This window comes from Acidianus infernus (assembly GCF_009729545.1).
Lineage (GTDB): Archaea > Thermoproteota > Thermoprotei_A > Sulfolobales > Sulfolobaceae > Acidianus > Acidianus infernus.
The window spans coordinates 922927-945648 of record NZ_WFIY01000004.1 but is presented as its reverse complement, the minus strand read 5'-3'; the positions used below and the strand labels follow the sequence as shown (position 1 = coordinate 945648).

General features: G+C 33.4%; 26 protein-coding genes and 1 tRNA gene. 16 read left to right on the top strand and 11 right to left on the bottom strand.

Annotation, left to right across the window (positions count from 1 at the left end; genetic code table 11):
- Nucleotides 1-143: 143 nt before the first annotated feature.
- Together D1867_RS05795 and D1867_RS05790 are read left to right on the top strand one after the other, a co-directional pair.
- The gene (locus tag D1867_RS05795; RefSeq protein WP_155863165.1) at nucleotides 144-1373 is read left to right on the top strand and encodes an NAD(P)/FAD-dependent oxidoreductase; all 1230 of its coding nucleotides are present in this window, start codon (nucleotides 144-146) and stop codon (nucleotides 1371-1373) included.
- A gap of 96 nt (nucleotides 1374-1469) precedes the next feature.
- Nucleotides 1470-2300 (top strand): helical membrane plugin domain-containing protein, encoded by an 831-nt coding sequence (locus D1867_RS05790; protein ID WP_155863164.1) that lies wholly within the window; start codon nucleotides 1470-1472, stop codon nucleotides 2298-2300.
- Here the strand turns inward: D1867_RS05790 and D1867_RS05785 are convergent.
- On the bottom strand, nucleotides 2288-3079 hold the full coding sequence (locus D1867_RS05785; RefSeq protein WP_155863163.1) for an ATPase: 792 nt from the start codon (nucleotides 3077-3079) through the stop codon (nucleotides 2288-2290). The two genes, D1867_RS05790 and D1867_RS05785, sit on opposite strands and share 13 nt — an antisense overlap.
- A 66-nt stretch (nucleotides 3080-3145) precedes the next feature.
- Here D1867_RS05785 and psmB point away from each other — a divergent pair, with 66 nt between their 5' ends.
- The 4 genes from psmB to D1867_RS05765 are packed head-to-tail and all read left to right on the top strand — an operon-like array spanning nucleotide 3146 to nucleotide 6576.
- Nucleotides 3146-3775 carry an archaeal proteasome endopeptidase complex subunit beta gene (psmB, locus tag D1867_RS05780; protein ID WP_155863162.1) on the top strand — a complete coding sequence of 210 codons (630 nt, stop codon included), beginning with the start codon at nucleotides 3146-3148 and terminating at the stop codon, nucleotides 3773-3775.
- On the top strand, nucleotides 3765-4211 hold the full coding sequence (locus D1867_RS05775) for a YbhB/YbcL family Raf kinase inhibitor-like protein (RefSeq protein WP_155863161.1): 447 nt from the start codon (nucleotides 3765-3767) through the stop codon (nucleotides 4209-4211). The genes psmB and D1867_RS05775 overlap by 11 nt, the downstream gene beginning before the upstream one ends.
- Before the next feature lie 35 nt (nucleotides 4212-4246).
- A complete protein-coding gene (locus tag D1867_RS05770) occupies nucleotides 4247-5227 on the top strand; it encodes a replication factor C small subunit (protein WP_155863160.1) in 981 nt (326 codons plus the stop codon).
- Nucleotides 5224-6576, top strand: a complete 1353-nt coding sequence (locus D1867_RS05765; protein WP_155863159.1) for a replication factor C large subunit — start codon at nucleotides 5224-5226, stop codon at nucleotides 6574-6576. Before D1867_RS05770 ends, D1867_RS05765 begins: the two co-directional genes overlap by 4 nt.
- Here the strand turns inward: D1867_RS05765 and moaC are convergent.
- The 3 genes from moaC to D1867_RS05750 form a co-directional block, all read right to left on the bottom strand.
- Entirely contained in the window at nucleotides 6557-7006 is a 450-nt protein-coding gene (moaC, locus tag D1867_RS05760) for a cyclic pyranopterin monophosphate synthase MoaC (protein WP_155863158.1), read from the bottom strand. The two genes, D1867_RS05765 and moaC, sit on opposite strands and share 20 nt — an antisense overlap.
- A 234-nt stretch (nucleotides 7007-7240) precedes the next feature.
- Nucleotides 7241-8479, bottom strand: coding sequence for an ORC1-type DNA replication protein (locus D1867_RS05755; RefSeq protein WP_155863157.1), 1239 nt, complete (start codon nucleotides 8477-8479; stop codon nucleotides 7241-7243).
- A 45-nt stretch (nucleotides 8480-8524) separates the two neighbouring features.
- Entirely contained in the window at nucleotides 8525-9028 is a 504-nt protein-coding gene (locus D1867_RS05750; protein ID WP_155863156.1) for a THUMP domain-containing protein, read from the bottom strand.
- Between the two features lie 20 nt (nucleotides 9029-9048).
- Here D1867_RS05750 and gins23 point away from each other — a divergent pair, with 20 nt between their 5' ends.
- Both gins23 and mcm read left to right on the top strand, forming a co-directional pair.
- Nucleotides 9049-9588 (top strand): DNA replication protein Gins23, encoded by a 540-nt coding sequence (gene gins23 / locus D1867_RS05745; protein WP_155863155.1) that lies wholly within the window; start codon nucleotides 9049-9051, stop codon nucleotides 9586-9588.
- Nucleotides 9569-11629: a minichromosome maintenance protein MCM gene (mcm, locus tag D1867_RS05740; RefSeq protein ID WP_155863154.1), complete on the top strand. Its 2061-nt coding sequence runs from the start codon at nucleotides 9569-9571 to the stop codon at nucleotides 11627-11629. Before gins23 ends, mcm begins: the two co-directional genes overlap by 20 nt.
- Here mcm and D1867_RS05735 read toward each other — a convergent pair.
- The 4 genes from D1867_RS05735 to D1867_RS05720 are packed head-to-tail and all read right to left on the bottom strand — an operon-like array spanning nucleotide 11626 to nucleotide 13257.
- A complete protein-coding gene (locus D1867_RS05735) occupies nucleotides 11626-11841 on the bottom strand; it encodes a hypothetical protein (protein ID WP_155863153.1) in 216 nt (71 codons plus the stop codon). The genes mcm and D1867_RS05735 overlap by 4 nt on opposite strands.
- 44 nt (nucleotides 11842-11885) lie before the next feature.
- Nucleotides 11886-12221 (bottom strand): hypothetical protein, encoded by a 336-nt coding sequence (locus D1867_RS05730; RefSeq protein WP_155863152.1) that lies wholly within the window; start codon nucleotides 12219-12221, stop codon nucleotides 11886-11888.
- A gap of 8 nt (nucleotides 12222-12229) precedes the next feature.
- Nucleotides 12230-12724 (bottom strand): CDP-2,3-bis-(O-geranylgeranyl)-sn-glycerol synthase, encoded by a 495-nt coding sequence (locus tag D1867_RS05725; RefSeq protein WP_155863151.1) that lies wholly within the window; start codon nucleotides 12722-12724, stop codon nucleotides 12230-12232.
- The gene (locus D1867_RS05720) at nucleotides 12706-13257 is read right to left on the bottom strand and encodes a P-loop NTPase family protein (protein ID WP_240872172.1); all 552 of its coding nucleotides are present in this window, start codon (nucleotides 13255-13257) and stop codon (nucleotides 12706-12708) included. Before D1867_RS05720 ends, D1867_RS05725 begins: the two co-directional genes overlap by 19 nt.
- 18 nt (nucleotides 13258-13275) lie before the next feature.
- Between D1867_RS05720 and D1867_RS05715 the strand changes: the two genes are divergently transcribed.
- The 3 genes from D1867_RS05715 to tmk are packed head-to-tail and all read left to right on the top strand — an operon-like array spanning nucleotide 13276 to nucleotide 15418.
- Complete coding sequence (locus tag D1867_RS05715; RefSeq protein ID WP_155863150.1) at nucleotides 13276-13830, top strand: hypothetical protein; 555 nt, start codon at nucleotides 13276-13278, stop codon at nucleotides 13828-13830.
- Entirely contained in the window at nucleotides 13824-14855 is a 1032-nt protein-coding gene (locus D1867_RS05710) for a Clp1/GlmU family protein (protein WP_155863149.1), read from the top strand. Before D1867_RS05715 ends, D1867_RS05710 begins: the two co-directional genes overlap by 7 nt.
- Nucleotides 14849-15418: a dTMP kinase gene (gene tmk, locus D1867_RS05705; protein ID WP_155863148.1), complete on the top strand. Its 570-nt coding sequence runs from the start codon at nucleotides 14849-14851 to the stop codon at nucleotides 15416-15418. The genes D1867_RS05710 and tmk overlap by 7 nt, the downstream gene beginning before the upstream one ends.
- Here the strand turns inward: tmk and D1867_RS05700 are convergent.
- Complete coding sequence (locus D1867_RS05700; RefSeq protein ID WP_155863147.1) at nucleotides 15387-15734, bottom strand: Sjogren's syndrome/scleroderma autoantigen 1 family protein; 348 nt, start codon at nucleotides 15732-15734, stop codon at nucleotides 15387-15389. The genes tmk and D1867_RS05700 overlap by 32 nt on opposite strands.
- A gap of 58 nt (nucleotides 15735-15792) precedes the next feature.
- Here D1867_RS05700 and D1867_RS05695 point away from each other — a divergent pair, with 58 nt between their 5' ends.
- Both D1867_RS05695 and D1867_RS05690 read left to right on the top strand, forming a co-directional pair.
- Complete coding sequence (locus D1867_RS05695; RefSeq protein ID WP_013775337.1) at nucleotides 15793-16062, top strand: stationary phase-response protein; 270 nt, start codon at nucleotides 15793-15795, stop codon at nucleotides 16060-16062.
- Between the two features lie 34 nt (nucleotides 16063-16096).
- Nucleotides 16097-16181 (top strand) — tRNA-Leu (locus D1867_RS05690).
- Here D1867_RS05690 and D1867_RS05685 read toward each other — a convergent pair.
- The gene (locus D1867_RS05685; RefSeq protein ID WP_420809292.1) at nucleotides 16163-16930 is read right to left on the bottom strand and encodes a hypothetical protein; all 768 of its coding nucleotides are present in this window, start codon (nucleotides 16928-16930) and stop codon (nucleotides 16163-16165) included. The genes D1867_RS05690 and D1867_RS05685 overlap by 19 nt on opposite strands.
- 152 nt (nucleotides 16931-17082) lie before the next feature.
- Between D1867_RS05685 and D1867_RS05680 the strand changes: the two genes are divergently transcribed.
- The 3 genes from D1867_RS05680 (at nucleotide 17083) to D1867_RS05670 (ending at nucleotide 21484) form a co-directional block, all read left to right on the top strand.
- Nucleotides 17083-18030, top strand: a complete 948-nt coding sequence (locus D1867_RS05680) for a 2-hydroxyacid dehydrogenase (protein ID WP_338077976.1) — start codon at nucleotides 17083-17085, stop codon at nucleotides 18028-18030.
- Nucleotides 18017-20224, top strand: coding sequence for a tRNA(Met) cytidine acetyltransferase TmcA (locus D1867_RS05675; RefSeq protein WP_155863146.1), 2208 nt, complete (start codon nucleotides 18017-18019; stop codon nucleotides 20222-20224). The genes D1867_RS05680 and D1867_RS05675 overlap by 14 nt, the downstream gene beginning before the upstream one ends.
- A gap of 99 nt (nucleotides 20225-20323) precedes the next feature.
- Nucleotides 20324-21484, top strand: coding sequence for an MFS transporter (locus D1867_RS05670; RefSeq protein WP_170283903.1), 1161 nt, complete (start codon nucleotides 20324-20326; stop codon nucleotides 21482-21484).
- 822 nt (nucleotides 21485-22306) lie between these two features.
- Here the strand turns inward: D1867_RS05670 and D1867_RS05665 are convergent.
- Entirely contained in the window at nucleotides 22307-22678 is a 372-nt protein-coding gene (locus tag D1867_RS05665; RefSeq protein ID WP_240872171.1) for a hypothetical protein, read from the bottom strand.
- Nucleotides 22679-22722 lie beyond the last annotated feature (44 nt).

Here is a 22722-nt window from a genome sequence, read left to right as displayed (position 1 = left end):
AAAAAGATATAAAGTTTCTGAAGATTTTGTAGATTTTTAGATAAAAAACAATTTCGACGAAAAATTAACTAAGATGAATAACGTATAAACATTTTTAAACAAAAGTTTATAATTGTTAAAGATATAATGATATTCGATCCTGCATGACAAAAGTATTAGTGTTAGGAGGAAGATTTGGAGCTTTAACTGCAGCATATACATTAAAGAGACTAGTAGGGAGTAAAGCTGATGTTAAAGTAATCAATAAGAGTAGATTCAGTTATTTTAGGCCAGCTTTACCACATGTTGCTATAGGAGTAAGAGACGTCGATGAACTTAAGGTCGATTTAAGCGAGGCATTACCGGAAAAAGGAATACAATTCCAAGAAGGTACAGTAGAAAAGATTGACGCTAAAAGTAGCATGGTGTACTACACAAAGCCTGATGGCTCCATGGCAGAAGAAGAGTACGATTATGTAATTGTTGGAATAGGTGCACATTTGGCTACAGAACTTGTTAAAGGCTGGGATAAATATGGTTACAGTGTTTGTGAACCAGAATTTGCAACAAAACTAAGAGAAAAATTGGAGAGCTTCCAAGGAGGAAATATAGCTATAGGTTCTGGTCCATTCTATCAAGGACATAATCCAAAGCCAAAAGTTCCTGAAAATTTTGTGCCAAATGCCGACTCTGCTTGTGAAGGACCGGTCTTCGAAGTGTCCTTAATGCTTCACGGCTACTTCAAGAAGAAAGGAATGCTAGATAAAGTTCACGTTACAGTATTCTCACCAGGAGAGTACTTATCAGATTTATCTCCTAACTCCAGAAAGGCAGTAGCAAGTATATATAACCAATTAGGAATAAAGTTGGTTCACAACTTTAGAATAAAAGAGATAAAAGAGCATGAAATTGTAGACGAAAAAGGAAATACTATACCAGCAGATATTACAATATTACTTCCACCATATACCGGGAATCCTGCATTAAAGAATTCTACTCCAGATTTAATTGACGATGGCGGTTTCATACCAACCGATTTAAACATGGTCTCAATAAAATACGATAACGTTTATGCCGTAGGAGACGCAAATTCCATGACAGTTCCAAAGCTAGGATACCTGGCAGTAATGACTGGAAGGATTGCTGCACAGCATTTAGCTAATAGATTAGGAGTGCCGACGAAGGTTGATAAATATTATCCAACAATTGTATGTGTAGCAGACAATCCGTATGAAGGATACGCCGTAGCAGTAAAGGATGACACTTGGTACGGGGGAACAGTAAGCATAGCTGACCCAGCTGCAGTAAACCACCTTAAGAAGGAGCTATTCACTAAATATTACATGTGGACTAAAGGGGACATGGCACTAGAGAAGTTCTTGGCCAGCTGGTGACTTAAAACGGCAGAGGTTGAGCTTAAAGCTCTAGATGAAATTTTAACTCCTGAAAAACTACTAAGCGTAAATCATGCGCTAGAATTATTAGAAAAGTTGGACAAACTAGGCCTTATAGATGTAGTTAATGGACTACTTGATGATGAGGAATATTTAGGAAAAATAATGGGAGCAATAGTAAATGATAAGACTCTTAGTTTAATAAATAACTTTAATAAGATTACTGGATTGCTTGACTTTTTCATGGACGCAGAAACTATGGATAATATAAAATATGCCCTTAGTCTAGTAGGCAAACTAAAGAGTTCTGGAATTATAGATCCTATAATAGGAATTTTACAAGACGAAGAGTACATGAGCAAAATAATGGGGGCAATAGTAAATGATAAGGTACTAGAGTTAATAGGTAAATGGAATAATATAGTTGATCTTATATCTGATCTAACCGATGACGAGACTCTTTCTGCAATAAAATCTGTGGTTGGATTACTTAAAGATCTAAACAAAACAGGGATCTTAGATCCTATAAAAGGTATATTACGCGATGAGGAGTACATGGGAAAAATAATGGGGGCATTAATTAACGACTTCACATTAAACTTAATAAGTAACTGGAATCAGATAACGTCAGATTTATCTAAAATTGATCTAACAAATTTCAAGTACTATATACAACTAATAAACTCTATTGGAGAAGGATTGAAAGAAGGAAAGACAATGGATACTATAAACTTAGTAAAAGAGATCGCAAAAGAGCAATCGACAGTCAACTTATTAACGGCAATAGGAAATGCGTTAAAAGCTGAAAAAGTAAAGCCTATCGGATTAGGCGGATTATTATCGAGCCTAAGAGATCCACAAGTTCAGAAAGGCTTAGGAGTAGTAATAGAAATTTTAAGGAATATTGGATCGTATTATAAGTCATGAATTAAATAATCTATAATTTTATCATTTTTTGATGTAAATATCTCTAAGTCAAATGATTTTTCGATTTTTAAATATTTAATTAAGTTTGAAGTTCTTATTATCCAGGGCGGGAGAGAAAACAATGAAACAACTTTCCTAAATTCCTCTCCTTTTATTGCAAAAGCTTTAGCGGGCGAAACTAAGAAGACGTAATCAACATTAATTGCAGAAGGAATGGGAGCCGAAGCGTCATTGTATGATTCTATTATTTCATCTTCTCTATGTTGAATGCACGATTCTGTAATGTACCAAGAATTATTAATAGTCTCCCTTAACTCGTTACTGGATACAATCTCTGGTTTAAATCTCTCATAAATTTGCTGAAGAACATCTTTCATTGTTTTGGGAATTAGATGAGTTTCCGTGGCATAATATTTATCATTATTTCCACAAGAAATTCTGATCATTACTGGATAACCGTTAGCCATAAGGGAATTATAATATTCTACATTAAAGTTCAATATTTCTAAGTCTACTGGAGATAATAGTACAGCAAAAGGATTTATTTTTCTTATGTCTTCCTTTGTTTCATCGTAATACTTTAAAGCATCATTACCTACTAATATTCCAAGATCATAGCTTCTTAATAATGTATTGAAACTATACCAAGCATTATGACCTGCAACCGGCTTTAGTGGAAATAATTTTATTCCAACAGCTTTTAACTCTCTTATGAGCATTAGTGAAAAAGTCGTTTTACCAGAATCAAAGGGCAATAATCCGTTTACTAGGATTTTCATATTGTTCTCATTTTCATTGGTCGTTAAAAAGTAAGCTTCAAATACGCAAAAAATAAAATAGATGTCATGGAAACTCCTAAGATAAAGCCTTGGAAAGGAACTACCACTGTAGGCATTTTAGCGAAAGATGGCGTAGTATTAGCAGCAGATAGAAGAGCTAGCGAGGGATTTTTTGTTGCAAATAAGATGGTGAGAAAGATACTATATATAACAGATAATATTGGTATAACCACGGCAGGGAGTGTGGCAGATTTACAATTTCTATACTACGTATTAAAAAATTTATACCATTATAATTATATCTCAGGAAATAGACCTACTACTGTAAAAGCTTTAGCAACGTATTTGGCTAATACTCTTTCTCAGACTAAGTATTTCCCCTATTTAGTTCAGATTCTGATAGGAGGATATGATACTCAGCCTAGATTATATAACTTAGATTACTTTGGAGATATGACTGAGGAAAAATACGTTGCCACTGGATCTGGTTCTCCAGTAGCAATGGGCGTTCTGGAGGACGAATATAGAGAAGATTTGACTGCAGATCAAGCAATGGATATTGCAGCAAGAGCAGTTTTATCAGCAATAAAAAGGGATTCTTATACTGGAACTGGAGTTATTGTATCAAAGATAACTAAAACTGGCCATGTAGAAAAGGAAGTCTATTTAAGGAAGGGAGCGGTTAATGCAAGTTAAATCGAGTTTTAAGAATGAAGAATTCATTCCAGTAAAGTATACGTGCGATGGAGAAGATATATCGCCACCTTTAGAATGGGACAAAGTAGATAATGCCAAAACTTATGCAATAATAGTAGAAGATCCAGATGCGCCGGCTGGTACTTTCATACATTGGGTTATTTATAATATAAAGGGTAACTCCTTACCAGAAAATGTTCCAAAAAAAGAGAAAAGCGAATATGGAATTCAAGGGATTAATGACTTTGAACTTATAGGTTATAATGGACCTTGTCCCCCAAGAACTCACGGTGCTCATAGATATTATTTTAATGTATACGCTTTAGATACTGAATTAGATTATAAATCTAAAATCACCGCAGACGAACTTAAGGAAATGATGGAAGGTCATATTTTGGCTACTGGTAGCATAATGGGTAAGTACAAGAGGAAGTGAATCCTTTTTAATTTTAGGCAAGAATATTTGTCTCGATGGAAGAAGAAATCCTTTGGGCGGAGAAATATAGGCCAAGAAGTTTAGACGATATAGTTAATCAAAAAGACATAGTTGAAAGATTAAAAAGATTCGTGAAAGAAAAGAACATGCCACACTTACTTTTTGCTGGTCCGCCTGGTACTGGTAAAACTACTGCTGCATTGGCTCTAGTTCACGACCTTTATGGAGATTCATATGAGCAATTCTTTTTAGAATTAAACGCAAGTGATGAAAGAGGAATTGATGTAATCAGGAATAAGGTTAAAGAATTTGCCAGGACTATGGTTTCATCCTCTGTACCGTTTAAAGTGATTTTACTTGATGAGGCAGATAATATGACAGCCGATGCTCAGCAGGCATTAAGAAGAACAATGGAGCTTTATACGGAATCAACAAGGTTTATACTCGCTTGTAATTATTTAAGTAAAATAATTGACCCTATTCAGTCTAGGACTGCACTCTTTAGGTTTTATCCGCTAAAGAAAGAAGACGTAGTTAGCAGACTTGAGTATATAGCAAAAGAAGAGAAAGTAGAATACGATGAGAAAGCACTAGAGACTATTTACGATGTTACTATGGGTGATATGAGAAAAGCGATAAATACGCTTCAAGCAGCATCGGCTTATGGAAAAGTTACCGTTGAGACTGTTTTTAAGGTTCTTGGACTTGCACAGCCTAAAGAAGTTAGAGATATGCTAAAGCTTGCGTTATCTGGAAAATTCATGGAAGCTAGGGAAAAGTTGAGGTCATTACTAGTTACATATGGACTATCTGGTGAGGATATAGTTAAACAGCTTCATAGAGAATTGACTTCTAATGAATTGCAAATTCCAGAAGAGTTAAGAGTATTATTAATGGATTACATAGGTGAGGTTGAGTTTAGAATAATAGAAGGAGCTGATGATGAAATCCAATTGTCCGCATTACTAGCTAAAATAGCTATTTATGGAAATAAATATGTAGGGTCTTCTAAATGACTTTACCATGGATAATAAAGTATAGGCCTAAATCATTAAACGACGTTGAAAACCAGGATGACGTAAAACAAGAGTTAAAAAGATGGATCGAAAGTTGGTTGTCAGGAAAACCAGAAAATAAGGCTTTATTGCTATATGGTCCACCTGGAACTGGGAAAACTACATTAGCCCAGGCTTTAGCTCACGATTACGGTCTGGAATTATTAGAAATGAATGCTAGTGATAGCAGAAATCTAGAGGCAATAAAAAATATAGCACAAAGAGCAGCGGTAAGTGGTAGCCTTTTTGGCATAAAAGGGAAGCTAATCTTTCTAGATGAAGTTGATGGAATAAATGCAAGGCAAGATATGGGTGCAATTCCAGCAATAGCTGAACTAGTTCAAAAGACTAGATATCCAGTGTTATTAGCTGCAAATGATCCTTGGGATCCTTCTTTAAGAGAATTAAGAAACCTTGCAAAATTAGTTGAAGTTAAAAAACTTGGTAAATATGCTTTGAGGAAAATTCTTGGAAAAATATGCACTTCCGAAAAGTTGCAATGCGATGACGATGCTCTAGACGAAATTATAGAAATTAGTGATGGAGATGCTAGATATGCTATAAACCTTTTAGAAGCTACGGCAGAAGGATTTAAGAAGGTTACAGTAGAGAGCGTAAAGGAATTCGCCAGAAGAAAAGAGAGCGAATTAGATCCTTTTGAAACCGTAAGAGGAGTGTTTTGGGCAAAATATGCCTGGCAAGCTAAAAATGCAGTAACTAGTTCTCAAGTGGATTATGATTTGCTCATGAAATGGTTCTCAGAAAACATACCAGTTCAGTACGATAATATGGAAGATGTATATAGAGCGTATGACGCACTTGCCAGGGCGTCAATATTCTTGTCTAGGGCAAAGACTTCTAGCTGGGATATGTTAAGCTATACTTTTGATATGATGGGGCCTGGAGTTGCTATGGCCGAAATCGAGAAACAAAATCCTGGCTGGAAACCTAAGTGGAGGAAATACCAGTTTCCTCAAACTATCCAATTGCTCTCTAAATCGAAATCTAATAGGGAGATTAGGGATAAAATAGTTAGTAAAATAGCTAGTAAAATTCATTCATCTGAGAATAAAACTCTTAACGACGTTTATCCTTTATTCTTACAATTTTATAAGAAATATGAAGATAAATTGAGCAAAGACATGGATTTATCCCCAGACGAGATTAACTTTCTTAATGAAATATCTGGTAGATCTCAAGAAGCCGAAGAAGAAAAAGAAGAAACTAGTTATAGTAAAACTGGCGCAACGTCAAAAAGGTACTATAGTAGTGGAGGAAGAGGATATACTACTAAGAGGAAGAAATCTTAAGCTTATTAACGACTTTTATTCCATCAATTTGTGTAGTTGTATATTGGCCTTCTTCATTTTTCTCATATTTTTTAACCATATCCCATATTGTTAGCAATGCCACAGACGTAGCAGTTAACGCTTCCATTTCGACTCCAGTCTTATAATGGGCCTTTACTTCCGTTTTAACTCTAACTTTATCTTCTTCTAGTTCCACGTCAACATTTATTGATTCTAAAGGTATAGGATGACACATAGGTAATATTTCAGGAGTTTTCTTTGCAGCCATTATTCCTGCTACCTTAGCTACAGTTATCACGTCTCCTTTCTCTATTTCTCCTCTTTTAATTTTATTTATGGTCTCTTTTTTTAATTTAATATAACCTTCCGCTACAGCTATTCTAAGTACTGGTTGTTTTTCACTAATATCTACCATTCTTGCCTCTGTCATAAATCATCTAATTCTTCTAATAGGTTCTTTAAGATAATAATCTTTTGATTAGCGTAGTTCAATCTGACTATTTTAGCTCTTTCACCAGATAATATCTCTATATATCCCTTTTCACTTAAGTAATTTAATTCCCTCTTTAGAACATTAAATTTTACTCTAGCTAGTTTTGATAAATTTGATATAGGAAGATCACCATATTTTATTAATGTATAAATAATTTTAAATCTTATAAAATCATTTCTGCTCTGAATTCTTCAACGCCCCTATCAATTTTGTTACATAATCGTCTAATTCTTGGCTAGCAGGGAATGTTAATGAAAGTAAAGTTGTTCTTCCTCTCATTCCTTTACCGCTCTGTTGTGTATTGATTATTCCCATTAGTTTTAGTCTTCTCATATACTCAAAGACTTGAGTATGTCTCCTAGGCTCTACGCCTAATAGCTCGCATAATCTTGAATATTCATCTTCTACTTCTCCTATGGGGAATGACTCTTTTTTCTCTCTTTTTGACAAGTTTATCAAAGCTTTAACTAGCAACATAGGATGCAATTCTAGGTAATTTAATTCATCTAAAATTATACTAGCCTCTTCATTAAGCCTTGAATTAGCCTTTTTAGCATGTTCTACTGTAACTATAGGTGAGCCTTCTGCATCAGCTATTCTTCCAGCCAACTCTAAAGTTTCTATTGAAAGTCTGGCATTTCCGCTTCCTCCTTTATCAAAGCCATTAATGTCAGAAATGAATTTTACAGCATCATCTGAAACTGTTCCGTCATAAAATGCCATTTTAACCCTATCTTGTAAAATATCATATAACTCGTTTGACTTATACGGTGGAAATTCTATTATGTCTCTAGCTATATGATCTCTTACTGTTTTATCTAGGCTTGATAGCGTAGTCAAATCTCTAATGATGAAAATATAACTTACCCTTTTTACATTGACTGCTAATTCATCATATAACCTTACAATAAAGTAAATGTCTTCTGGTGGAGATGAATTAAGGAAATAATCAAATTCGTCTAGAGTTATTATTACATATATATTTCTTCTTTCCAAATATTCGTGAATTATTTTGAAAACTTCTTGTGAAGATAAACCTCTAGGTGGAATAGATAATTTTAGTTGCTCTGCAATTTTCAAAGTAATTAAATATAAAGTCCTTTCTCTGTGGCAATTTACATGAACATATTCAACTTTAATTCCCCTATTTTTAACTTGTTCTGCGAACGCTTTACCAAAAATCCTCGCAGTAACTGTTTTTCCAGTACCAGTCCTTCCAGTTATAACTACTCTCACTGACGATTTTCCTGGATCATTAACTATATCTCTAAAAGCTATTGTTAACTCCTTTAGCTTATCTTCTCTATGAGGTAATCTTTCTGGAATATAGTCTGGATTTAATTTAGATCCATCTTTTAACACGCTAGGTGAGTTTAAACTGCTATTTATTATATCACTAGGTAAAGCCATAACTTTCACTCATACGATATTTTAGTGGTAATACTTTATATTTTATTAGAGAGTGTTAACCGAAACTTTTTCCTGACCCTTCCTCATTATTGACAAATAGACCTTATCGCCTATTAAATTTACAAAAAGAATATAGTCTGGATTCTTATAATCTACTTCTAATTTGCCTTTCATTCTTAAGCCTATTCCTATTTCTATTGACCTACAATCAACTTGTTTATTACCTCTATTAATACATTCTACATAAAATTTTTTGAATTTTCTAGAAGATAATAATTTTTCTGCGTCTTCAAAAATATTGGATAAGTCGCTTATCTTATCTATAGTAAAAATCCTACCTATACATGAAGGAGGTGCTGAAATTATTAAACCGTAAGCCTCTAGTGGAGAAAGTTTAGAATAAATGAGGAATACATTTTGCTTAATCTCATCTATTTGCACATTCTCATCTTTTATTAAAAGCCTATCAAGTATCTCGGCTTTGCATTTCTTATCTTTTCCAGGTAACGTGGTAATAATCAGCTTAGGTTCCATATTGTTATTAAGCATAAAAATCAAATATAGAATATATGTTTAAAGTATTGCTAAGGGCTTTAGATAAATTACAACTAACAGAGAAGAAAAAGGTCGCTGTATTTGACGATATTGGTCCTTTAGATCTGGGATTTATAGAAATCTCGTTATCTAAAGGAAGCGAAGACGAAATTCCATTATGGCTTGCACAATATTTGGAAAAACAAAATCTAGTAAAAATTAATTCAATAACTACTGAAGAGTTAGGTAAATTACTTTTTCAGGAAAAACAAAATTCCACTACTCCTGCGTCACTAGTAAAAACGTACCCAGATATTTATTTTAGAATAAAAAAACTTGAGGAAGAACTTAAAGCAAAAGGACTTAATGGATTGGAAGAATTAAAGAAAGTGAAGAGCATGGTTAATGAAATTTCATTAATTAGATTAAGAAAAATTATACAATTAGCTTCTCTGAGCATAAATGACCAAACACTTATAAGTAAAATGACAAAAGAAGAATATTTGGCATACTTAAGTATGAGAAAGATTATAACCTCATTTTACGGTGATGTGATTGGAAACCCAACAAATTGATTTACCAACAGAGTTTGAGAACTTTATTAAGAATTTCAAGGACTCCTCGGGAAACTATAAATACATGAATCAATTGAACGAAATGATAGCCTATAGAAAGAAAAGTCTTTTGCTAGATTTTAGTGATATATATTCTTATAATGATAAGATAGCTACTGAAATAATTGCCAATCCTTTATATACACTCAAAATTCTTGACGAAAAACTACTTAAAATAATATCAGAAATAGATCCAACGTATCCAGATGAAGTTGAAAGAGTACATGTAAGACTAATAAATCTTCCAAGAACTATAGAATTAAGAAAGATAAGAAGTAATTATATCAATAAGCTGATTACAGTAGAAGGTATACTTACTAAGCAAACCCCAGTTAAGGAAAGAGCATACAAAGTGGTGTTTAAGCATATCCATCCAGATTGCAATCAAGAGTTTGAATGGCCAGAAGGAGACGAAGAAATGGATGAAATAATAAAAACTCCAACCGTATGTCCACTATGCGGAAAGCCAGGACAATTTGAAATAGTTGCAGAGAAAACTAAATTAACAGATTGGCAAAAGGTCATCTTACAAGAAAGGCCGGAAGAAGTGCCACCAGGCCAATTACCTAGGCAACTGGAAGTAGTCCTGGAAGATGATTTAGTAGATTCTGCTAGACCAGGAGATAGGGTAAAGATAACTGGCATTTTATTAATCAAGCAGGATTCTATAGTAAAAAGAGGCAGTAGAGCAGTATTTGATGTATACATGAAAGCTTTAAGCATAGAAGTTTCACAGAAAGTTCTAGACGAAGTAGAAATAACGGACGAGGATAAAAAGAAAATAGAAGATCTAGCTAAAGATCCATGGATAAAACAAAAAATTATATCTTCAATAGCACCATCAATATTTGATCATTGGGAAATAAAAGAAGCAATAGCTTTAGCTTTATTTGGCGGAGTTCCTAGGGTAATGCCAGACGGAACAAGAATAAGAGGAGATATACACGTACTTATAATAGGAGATCCAGGAACTGCAAAGTCGCAAATTTTGCAGTTCGCAGCTAGAGTTGCACCTAGATCAGTTTATACTACAGGAAAAGGTGCAACTGCTGCCGGTTTAACGGCCGCTGTAGTAAGAGAGAAAAACAGTGGTGATTATTATTTAGAAGCTGGGGCTTTAGTATTAGCAGACGGAGGAATTGCAGTAATTGATGAAATAGATAAAATGAGAGAAGAAGATAGAGTTGCCATACACGAAGCCATGGAACAACAAACTGTTTCAATAGCAAAAGCTGGCATTGTAGCAAAGCTTAATGCTAGAGCTACTATAATTGCTGCTGGCAACCCTAAGTTTGGAAGATATATTGCAGAAAGAGGAATTTCAGAAAACATTGATTTACCGCCTACCATACTGTCAAGGTTTGACTTAATTTTCATACTAGTTGATAAGCCAGGTGATGAAGATCAGAGATTAGCTACTCATATTCTAGATATGCACGGAGGTAAGCAGGTAAAGGATATTATACCGGTTGATTTACTCAAGAAGTATATAGCCTATGCCAGAAAGTACGTAAATCCAGAATTAACAGAAGAGGCTAAACAGTTATTAGCAGATTTTTACGTTGAAATGAGAAAGAAGAGCAGTGAAACTCCAGATTCTCCAATACTTATAACACCAAGGCAGCTTGAAGCCTTAATTAGATTATCGGAGGCTTACGCCAGAATGGCACTAAGAAAAACTGTAACAAAGGAAGATGCTGAAAATGCTATAAATATAATGAGGATATTCCTAGAAAAAGTTGGGATCGACGTAGAGTCAGGCACGATGGATATTGATACTATAATGACTGGAAAGCCTAAGAGTGCTAGAGAAAAAATGGTCAAAATTATGGAAATAATAGATACATTATCTGGATCTGAAGGTTGCGCAAAATTAAGGGAAATTGTTAAGGAAGCAGAAAGAGAAGGAATAGAAAGGCAAAGCACTGAAAAACTAATTTCCGATATGAAAAAGAGCGGATTAATTTACGAAGCAAAACCAGAGTGTTACAAGAAAGTTTAACTTCTCTTATATATAGTTTCTGGATACCACATTATCCATGCAGGAACTTGCTTTATCAAATCGTATGCCTCTTCCCATCCATTTAAGCCCAATTCCTTTGCCAACTCTTCTAAAGTCATCTGAGTCCTTACATATTTGTTCAAAATTTTCACTGTATCATCATTTATTTCTACTTCCCTACCAGTTGAAAGTTTAATTTTTATTGATTCCATAGGCTTAACTTTCACGTTTAATATAAATGTTTTTTCATGAGGACTCAAATATTATGCATGATATTGGTAACGTCGTTCACACCATAGAGATCCCATATAAGAATTGTCAATACTATAAGCACAAATAGTACACTAACTAATCCGAACTCAAACTGCTTTCTCTCAATTAGATATATACCTACAAGCACTAGGGCAATTAATATTATTCCGGCATCAAGGTAAGTAACTCCTGCTGGGGCTCCTCCATTAGAATACGTAATTGGTGATATATAATAAGGTATTGCAAGTACCCCCATTATGCCCATCATTATTAATACTATAAGGATTATTATAACATAACTGCTTAGAATTTCTGAGTAAAGCTTGTTAGTATTTCCCATACATAAACCTACCACGGAACACTTTTTATTTTTAATCGATATGCTACATTATTAGTAAGTATATGCATTATAAATGCTATTAGAATAATAAAGAGAAATTGACATAATTCAATATTAACATGTAAAAGAACCAATGCCAGAGACGACCCTAATACAAAGTCTAACTGGTCTAAACCTAATGCTCTCCCTCCTCTAGGAATATTTAGCCTCCTCTTTATAAATGCTCCAGCCATGTCACCAAGCATTGCCGCTAATGATTCTATGAAGGAAATAAAAATCCAAGAAGCTCCCCAAAATTTGGCAATTATAACACCTATAATGGTACCAAAAGTTAAAGCAACTAATAAGCCTTCAAAAGTCTTACCATCACCAAAAATTCTTCTACCGTCAAAGAAATTTTTATTAAAATCGATAGGATGTCCTTTCCTGACGAAAGGCGCAGAACCATTAGCAGCAAATGCAGGAAAATATATTACTAAGGCAATTAATAATTCCTCAAGCAACCTATAACGCCTCTATCCGTTATTTTAAACTTGCACTCTCTTAAATTACCTATTAAATAATTCTTGGTAACCCTTATTACGTCATCAGAAAAATACCTCATAAATTTCTCACCACTAACTCTATTATTCATGGATACCTGCCACGTTATTATGACTTTTTTATATTTAGAAAACTCCTTAAGAAAAATTAACGGATGAATTAAATCTACCGCCTTTCTACTTAATCTGTAGAAAGTATTAATAGAATCTACTACAAGAAGCTCAGGTTGAAGTTGAATACCTCGAACAATATTTTCTACTAGTTCGTCTGCACTATTTGCCTCAACAAAGAAAGTATTTTTATTAGTAAGTGTCATACTCTCTACTCTTGCCTCATACGATTTTCCTTGAGTAGAAATATATATTGACGGTGTTATATCTTCAAGCACTTGAAGAGCTACTGCAGTCTTTCCACTACCAGCTACTCCATATAGCGAGACTAAGTTACCGTTCTTGAAAATAAATTCACTTAACTTACAATGCTTATATTCCACTAAGTATAATTTTTATTTGTGGGTATTAAAAAGGTAGCAATTAAGGTCAACAACCCAAGAATTTTTAGACAACTTGTTCAAGAGCTAAGGAAAAGTGATCTAATTCCCACAGTAGATTCAGGAGATTTAACAATTTCAGATTTTGATAAGAATGCTGACGTTTTTATACAAGGAGAAGACGATATAAAGAAAGCAATAACGTATTTACAATGTTTAAAACTAGGAAAAAGAAAATTTGATGAGTTGCTTATAGGAATAGATACTAATTCTCCTAAATTAACTGTAGTTATTCTAGGAGACGGAATAATAATAGATATATTAGAAGCTTGGATAGATGAAATTGAGGATATCATAGAAGAAGTAATATCGAAATACCCTTACAAGAGAATATACATAGGAGTAGGAACTGGAAACAAATACGGAGAACTTGTTTATAAATTATTAAGTATAAGGTTCCCATTTGTTAAAAAGGTTAATGAGAGCAGAACTAGCCTAAGAAATCCATATGTTAATATTAAGGATAAAGATGTTAGAGCGGCTTATATGATAGCCTTAAGGTCTACTAAATGTTAGTTAAAAAGGGAATAGATTATATAAGCAAGGGACCTTGTAAGCTAACTGTAATAAAAGGAAGAATATTGATAAAAGGAATTGAAATTAACGAGAAAGAATACAGACAAATTGACGAAGAAAGCTTCAGTATAGTTCCAGAAGAAGAGTCAGAAATAGACACAGATTGCAAAATATTAGCCGAAATCCCTCATCTGGGCTGGGAAGAGTTAGCATCTCAGATATCTGGAGGAAAAGTCCTACTTTTAGGAAATACTGACTCTGGAAAAAGTTACTTTTCTGACATAATTCATAACATGAATAAAGATTCGGTGATTATAGATGCAGACGTCGGACAGTCTAGATATTTACCAACTTTTATATCGTCAACAGATGGGATTCTGGAGTTTTTTGGAGACATTTCTCCTTCTAGAAATTACAGACTTCACATAGAACTTATAGGAAAAATTCTAGATAAGGAAAAACATTCTCTGACTATAATTGATACAGACGGATGGATAAGAGGCTATAAAGCTTTTTTGCACAAGCTCTACATGATCTATGAATTAGACCCAGATTTCATAATTTCGTTTGATGAGAAGATCGTTGATTATTTTCCATCTAATATCAGAAAAAAGGCAATCATGGCGAAGAAAATTCCATCATTTTTAGAAAGAAGTAGAGCAAAGAGAATATCATATAGAATTTCAAAATATAAAAAATATTTCGAGAAAGCCTCTATAGTAACCCTTGAATATGAACAAGTATTAGGTAAGAAATTAGCAGAAGGTCTGTTCGTCGGATTTGACGAGCCTTTACAACTATTCTATGAGGAGCCTTGTAGCGGATATTTTATTGAGGAACTTCTAGGGGGGTTAGTTGGAATAGTAAATGAGGGAAAAATCTCTGGTGCAGGAATAATAAAAGAGATAAATCAAGATGGGGTTAAAATTCTTACACCAATAAATAAAGTTCAAGGGGTAATTTTAGGTAATATAAGTTTAAATGAGGAATTTAAGGAGAGAAGAATAAGGTTTAGCAAATGTTAATTGCAATAGAAGGCATAGACGGTTCCGGAAAAACTACTTTGGCAAAAGAGCTTAAGAAATGGCTAGAGAACGAGAAGAAAAAGAAAGTATTACTTACTGCTGAGCCCTTTACTGAAGAGATCTCAAAGTTAATTCAAGAAGAAGGATGGAAAGATCCAGTAACGCTTACTCTCTTATTTTCTGCAGATAGAGGCGTTCATGTAAATTGGATTATGAAACAAAATCAATATAATATTATCATAACCGACAGATATTATTATTCTACCATTGCTTATCAATCAGCAATGGGAATAGATAAAAACTGGATAGTCGAAGTAAACAAGTTCTTTCCAAAGCCTGAACTTACACTTTTGTTAGATATACCAGCTGAAATAGCTATAACAAGAATTAAAAAAGATGATAAATTTAACTTTAAGGAGAAACTTTCTCTCCTCCAAAAGGTCAGGGAAAATTACTTGGAAATTGCCAAAAATGAGAATTCAATAAAAATTATCAATTCTACTAAAACTTTTGAAGAAGTATTAAGCGAAGCTAAGAATTATGTTGAGGAACTAATTTCCTAATCCTTTCTATTGCATCTAAATATCTAATTATTTGAACCAACGTCTCACTATCGTAAGGGTCTTCCTTTATCTTTTTTGCAGTAGAATATAATCCTTCAACAAGAAAGTCCTCAACAGAACTTAACATTATATCTTTCTTGACCTTTTTTTCTTCCTCATCGCTCTTCACGATATAAACTTTGCCGTGAACTGGGCATATTACATCTCCGGTCTTTAACCTAAATAAAGGAGACCCACAAACTGGACATGCTTCACTTAGCATTGTAGCTCCTTGTCTCAATAATTCTGCTGCTTTCTTAATGGAGTCGTCAGTCATTTTATACCCGAAATAATTCTTAATCTATTAGAGTAAAAAGTATATCTGGTGAGAAACCATGGCAACTCTTTATGACAATGAAGCTAAAATTAAACAAGCCGTAATCATTTTACAAAAAATAGTTAATGACACTAGCGTTCCAAGAAACATTAGAAGAGCAGCAACAGATGCCATAAGAAATTTGCAAGACCCTAATTTGAGTGCAGGAATTAGGGCTGCCAATGCAATTGGAATCCTTGAAGATATAAGTCAAGATCCGAATATGCCTACTCATACTAGAATATCTATCTGGAACGTAGTCTCAATTTTGGAAACTGTAAAGGACTAAAATTTTTTAAGCCTAATATCCGAATATTTAAGGTGCGGGGATGCCCGAGCTAGGACGAAGGGGGTAGGCTTAGGCCCTACTGGCGAAGGCCTTCGCGGGTTCAAATCCCGCTCCCCGCACCCTGGAAGTTTGTGTTAACTTCCTCCGGTTCTTCATACCACTTAACTCTTTCGCCAATTTTAGCCCTCATCTTCCACTTTAATGATTTAGGATGAGATTCTATCATTTCTCTTAATTTATCTAATTTAGGCAAGATGTTAGAAGCATAAACATTTCCTTTCAAATATTCTTTCATTCTATCGTGATTTATTGTAAAAGTCTTATAAAAGCCCCAATCATCAGATAACAGTTTTGCAATATAATTGCCATCTAATGTCTTATCTTCATCCTTGTCACCTATCTCAAAGTCGTATAATAATGCAGCGATATCTTTCTTATCGTTCTCTGTAAGGTTAATTATTTGCATCTTAGTTAAAAGTAAATCTGAAGGAGGTATAGACGGATAATAGATTTTTAATCTATCCTTCAAAATTAATTTATGACACATTACAAACTCATCCAAGAAAACATCAATTGTGGAATTTAATACTGGATCATAAAACATTAATCTATTATACCCATGAAGAGCATTAAACCTCTTATTAGGCTCCATATTTAAGCCTTCTAGTAATGAAGTAATTTCTTTCCTTTGAGAAGAAAGGCCAAAGTAATCCGCGTCCTTATATGTTCTAGAAAATAACTCACTTCCTTTTGGTGCTATTACTGCTACAGCGGCTCCTCCTATTAACCTTAGCACTATTCCTTTTTCCTTAGCTTTTTCAACAACTTCTAAGGCTCTATTTATTAGAACGCTCTTTTCAACTGGAATTACATTACACCGAAATGAATTATGGTGTTATGATAAAAATAATTTTACCTATAATTCAATTAAACGATAAATAGAAATAACGTGGCTTTATTTAACATTTTTTAATTTGACCTATAAGAAAAGGCTAAAAATGACGGATATGAGTAGATACAGTGTACAATGTATTAGTTACTAAAAAATTACCTGGAAATTGGATAGAGTATTTAAAAAGAGAATGCAATGTGACGCTATGGGAAGACATTTATCCACCTCCAAAAGAGTGGATTTTAAATAACATAGAGGACAAAGATGGAATACTTATCACATTGACAGAGAAAATTGATAAAGAGATAATAGATCGTGCTAAAAAACTTAAAGTTATAAGCACGTATAGCGTAGGCTATGATCACATTGACATAAAATATGCAAAATCTAGAGGAATCATAGTAACTTATACTCCAGAAGTGCTTACAGATGCTACTGCAGACTTAATTTTTGGATTAATACTTTCAGTAGCAAGAAGAATTTGTGAAGGTGACTCATTAATTAGGAAAGGAGAATGGAAAACTCCTTGGTACCCAACATTTATGCTTGGAACAGAGGTTCACGGTAAAACTTTAGGTATAGTAGGTATGGGAAGAATAGGCAAAGCACTAGTTAAAAGGGCAAAAGGTTTTGATATGAGGATTATTTATAACAGTAGAAGAAAACATGAAGAAGTCGATGCAGAATATGTAGACTTAGACTACTTATTGGAGAATTCTGATTATGTGGTTATTACCGTGGACCTAAACGATAGCACTTACCATCTAATAAACGAAGATAGACTAAAGAAAATGAAAAGGAGTGCATTCTTAATAAATGCCTCTAGAGGTCAAGTAGTAGACGAAAAAGCGTTAATTAAGGCGTTACAAGAAGGATGGATAAAAGGAGCTGGTCTAGATGTATTTGAAATTGAACCACTGCCAAAAGATAGCCCTTTACTTAAATTAAATAATGTAGTTTTAACACCGCATTTAGGTAGTGCTACTATTGAAACTAGAGAAAAAATGGCAGAAATTGCTGTAAAAAACTTATTATTAGCGCTAAAAGGTGAGAAACCAATATATGAAGTTCAATAATCTATTACAAAATTTTTACGATGCAAAGAACGGATATTATAGGCATTTAGCTATAATTTTAGGTAAAAATTATCTAGATAATACTATAGAGTTAATCAAAACTTACCTGCAAGTTAATAGTAATCCGAGAATAGCTTACGCCTTTCACCCTTGGGTTAATGGAAGCAAAGACAGATTAGCTACTCTTAAGGATATAATAAAGACTAATGAGATTGTTGACATAGATTATTCTTCTTCAGAAAAGTACCTAGGTGAAAGCTTTGATTTAACAATTTTAGACGCAGTTGACGATTTTAGACCAAATTATATCTCAAGGCTAGTAGATTTAACTAGAGGTGGAGGTTTAGTAATAATTTACTCTGACGATATTTCAGATATTAATAAGTTATATAAATTTTCGCTGACTAGAAACGGAATTGTAAAGAACTTATTTGAAAATAGATTCATAAAAATTGCTATAAACTCTAGGGGAATAATTCTTGTCAAAGATAATGAGATTAAGTTCAAACCCTTCTCCTCATCAGAGGTCTCAAAGCCTCATAAGAAAAGTTATGATAAAACAATCCCTAAAAGTTTGTACGACCTATGTTTAACTGACGATCAAGTTAAATTAATAAGGGAATTCGATTTTGTCCTGGAAAAAGGTAAAAGAATTCTTATAGTTACAGCTCCTAGAGGTAGGGGAAAGAGTGCAGGAGTAGGACTTGCACTATCCTTTTATGTAAAAAGGACATTATCTAAGCCTACTAACGTCATAATTACATCTCCATCTTATTATTCATCACAAGCAATAATACAATTTCTTGAAGAAGGATTAAGAGCTTTAAAAATTAGGTACAAGAAAAAAATATCCAAAGAAGGAAAAATTATGAAAATATCGGCAGGAGAGGTTAATATAAAATGGACTTCTCCAGATCTGGCAAAAGACGAAAGTGGAGACTTGATAATAGTTGATGAAGCAGCCGCTTTAGGAATAGAAAACTTAGAATACATAAGAAATTCATGGGATAAAATAGTTTTTATTAGCACTATTCACGGTTACGAGGGATCTGGAAAAGCGTTCATGAAGTACATAAATTCCCTAGATAATTCTCAAATAATAAAGCTAGATTATCCTATTAGATATGCTAAAGGTGATCCAGTAGAGAAATTCATATATAATGTAATGCTTTTAGATGCAGAACCAGAAGTTTATAATAATACTCAATTTATGGAAATTACTCAGGAAGAACTATTCTCTAATGAAGAATTATTAAGGCAGATTTATGGAATACTAGTTTCGGCACATTATAGAAATTCTCCAGACGATTTAATGTTTCTTGGAGATATGGCTTTTCAGAGAATTTTCACTATAGGTTATAACGCTGTAGCAGAAATAGTTGAAGAAGGGAATTTAGATGAAACTACAGCAGAACATATACTTAACGGTGAGGAAAATGAAGGAAATTTAATACCTCACAGAATTATAAAGTACATGAGGATAAGAAATTTTGGGAAATTAAAAGGATGGAGAATAATGAGAATAGCTGTAACTCCGGAATTGCAAAATCAAGGCCTTGGAACTAAACTTTTATCTAATGTGGAAAAAATTGCGCTAAAAAATAATATTGATTGGATAGGCTCTTCATTCGTTGCTGATTATAAAGTTCTAAATTTTTGGATAAAAAATGGATTTAAACCTATTTATCTTGCATCCAGAAAAAATGAAGGATTAGGAGGATATTCTATAATAGTAATGAAAGCTTTAACTGCGAGTGCAGAAAAGTTTCTAGTCGAGTTAGGAAAATTATTGAAAGATAAGATTCTTAGAACATCTCATCAAGTTTACTTTAACGTTAATCCAAGAATTTTAGCAAAAATACTGACTAATATAGAGTTTAAAAAAGAAATCGAAATTGATAACACTTATGTAAGTAAAATTTATGCTTACTTAAATGGAAAAATACCTTATAATTCTGCCTCAGAAGCTATACATGCTATTGCTGAAAAATATTTTTACGACTTGAGTTTTAAATTGGACGAGGAAGAAGTATCAGCCATAATAGCAAGAACTTTTCAAGGGAAAAGCTGGTCTCATACCGCAAAGATGCTAGGAGTAAATAATCAAGAAGCTGAAAATCTACTAAGGAGAGGAATTGAGAAGATAGTTAAAAAATATTATGGGCAAAAAGAGAAGGATTACATAGAGCTTTAACTTAGTTTAAACTTCATTTGCATAGAATATAATTAAAATATAACTTGCTTAAATTTAAGGAAACATTTTTAAACTATATAGTTTCCATAGTTTACTGCAATGAGCTCACAAAGGGATTTCTTATATATGGCTATAACTTTAGCTTTAATTACAATCACCTCAAGAGCTACAAATAACATGGTAACTACTACATTAACACCGCTAGGAAAATACGTATTTGGATTAACTAATTTAATGGCAGGATTACTCGAATCGTTAATATATATAAGCACATTCATATCAACGTCTTACCTAAATCCTAGAATGAATGCCAGAGTAAGGAGAAATGCATTCATAGCGTCAAACTTGGCTATTGTTATAATTCTAGTTTTATATTATTTCTCTAATGCGGAATTAATATGGCTAATAACTCCTTTAGCAGGAATCTCATTTGGATTAATATTACCTAATTTAATAACATCTGCATCACTAGTTAAAGATAAAAAGACTGCAGAGAGACTTCTAGGATTATATTCAACAAGCTTAAGCATAAGCTTGATTATAGGACCTTCATTAGAAACTTACATTCTTCATTTAACTGGGAGCTATAAAATGGTATTTCTAGCTTTTACGCCTTTAGCGTTAATAGGCGCAGGAATAGCTTGGACTATAAAATTCCCTAATGTTAAGAGAGAAAAATATGGACTATCAGTACTAAAGAATAAAGGCTTCATAACCTCTGTACTTTCTATTACAACTTATAATGTTCCCTTTGCAGCATTTACAGCATTTTTAACAATTTATGCAATAGAAAAATTTCACGTAAGTTCTGCAATAGGCTACTCTTCATACATTCCATTCTTTGTTTTATCATTCTTAACCAGAAGCTTTATGACTATTAGACCTTTTAATTCACTTAAATATCCTCTACTGATTTCTATAATAATTACTGCATTTGGGCTAGGATTCATGGTATTTGCACCTAGCTTCATGTCATTCTTAATAATGATGGCTTTACTTGGTATTCCTCACGGCTCAATATTTCCAATGTCAACAGTAATGATAGCTAGAGCTACAACGCAAGAAGAAAGAAATGCTGTTAACTCGTACTTCTTGGCATATAATAACATTTTATTTACTAGCATACCTGCAATAATAGGATTCTTATCTGGGTTCATAGGATTAGGATATTCAATGCTCTTATTGGAAATTCCAGTAATAGTTTCTGCTGTGATCTTTTTCGTTAAGTATTGGTCAGACCCTATTATCAATAGAAGATAAAAGATAGATATAAATTCTTTAATTTCTTCTAAAGCTTTTTGTGAATCATTCTCACTTCTTTCCATTATAGCTATATTTTCATTTAATATGTAGTAAACTAATTTTGTACTACCGTAATTTCCACAAATTTTAATAAAGCCTCTTTTTAAGTTACAAAAAGGGAGTTAAGGAGAGAGAAGGGAATGGGTAGCCCAGGGCGTTAATGACGCTCCTCCCCAGCATTCCTCTGGGGTTGATTCTTTGAGCAACCAGAATTGATGAGCCCACCTTGGGGGAACCCTTCCAAGAGGAAGTCAGTTAAATCAACTTCTGCCAACTTGCTGTCAATAAAGATTTTCACGCTTCCACAACAATTAAAAACCTCGTGAGAAGTAGAGAGAGATAAAAGAAGAAACAGCCTGGCTAGCTTTTTCCTCTCATCACTAAAAAAGGAATAGATAGTCCTTAAACTTCAAATAATTCTCTTTAACTAAAAACGGGAGTTCTATGCAATGTTCATCTGTGGCATAGCTTATCCTTATTTTTAATCACTTTCAATTCAGCCACTGACTTGAGAAATCATACATACCCATCCTCAAGTCCTTGGAGATAGTCGAGAAAAACGCCCTCCAACTCCTCGTGAGCGGTCATCAATACGGTGTAATACTATATAAATATAACTATCCAAAACGGTATTTAGAAATGATTTAAGAGACGAGTAGTTACGTGAAAGAGTTGCATTATTCTAATTTTCTCTCGTTGTTAAAGATTATTTTCTCATCCTTAATAAATACTGATTTCCCCATAAAATACAAGAATTTGTGCCCTCTTCCTTACAAATTTTCAATTTCCTTTCAGAAGACGTATTCTCTTCCCATCAAATACGAATATAAGCTCACCTTTAGATTTTACTTTCCTATCGCTAACTAAGATAACAATACTTCTCCCTAGTTCTCTCTTTAGCTTTAACAAGCTCTCTAACCTCAGAGAATCTCCCTTGTCGGAAATAGATTTTAAGTCCCTTACCAATTCTACAGTTGAGTAGGAATCTGAGATCTTAAACACTTCGTTGTTATCAAATTCTAGAATTTTACCATCGTCGACTATGAATGTTATATCAACGTCCTTAAATTTCCTCAATAGATTATTTATAAATTTAAATAATACAAGATAGTCAATATTCGAATTAAGATCAATCGCCACTAATGGTCTCATATTTAACATTACAGATTAATGGTATATATATTTTGCCATTATCA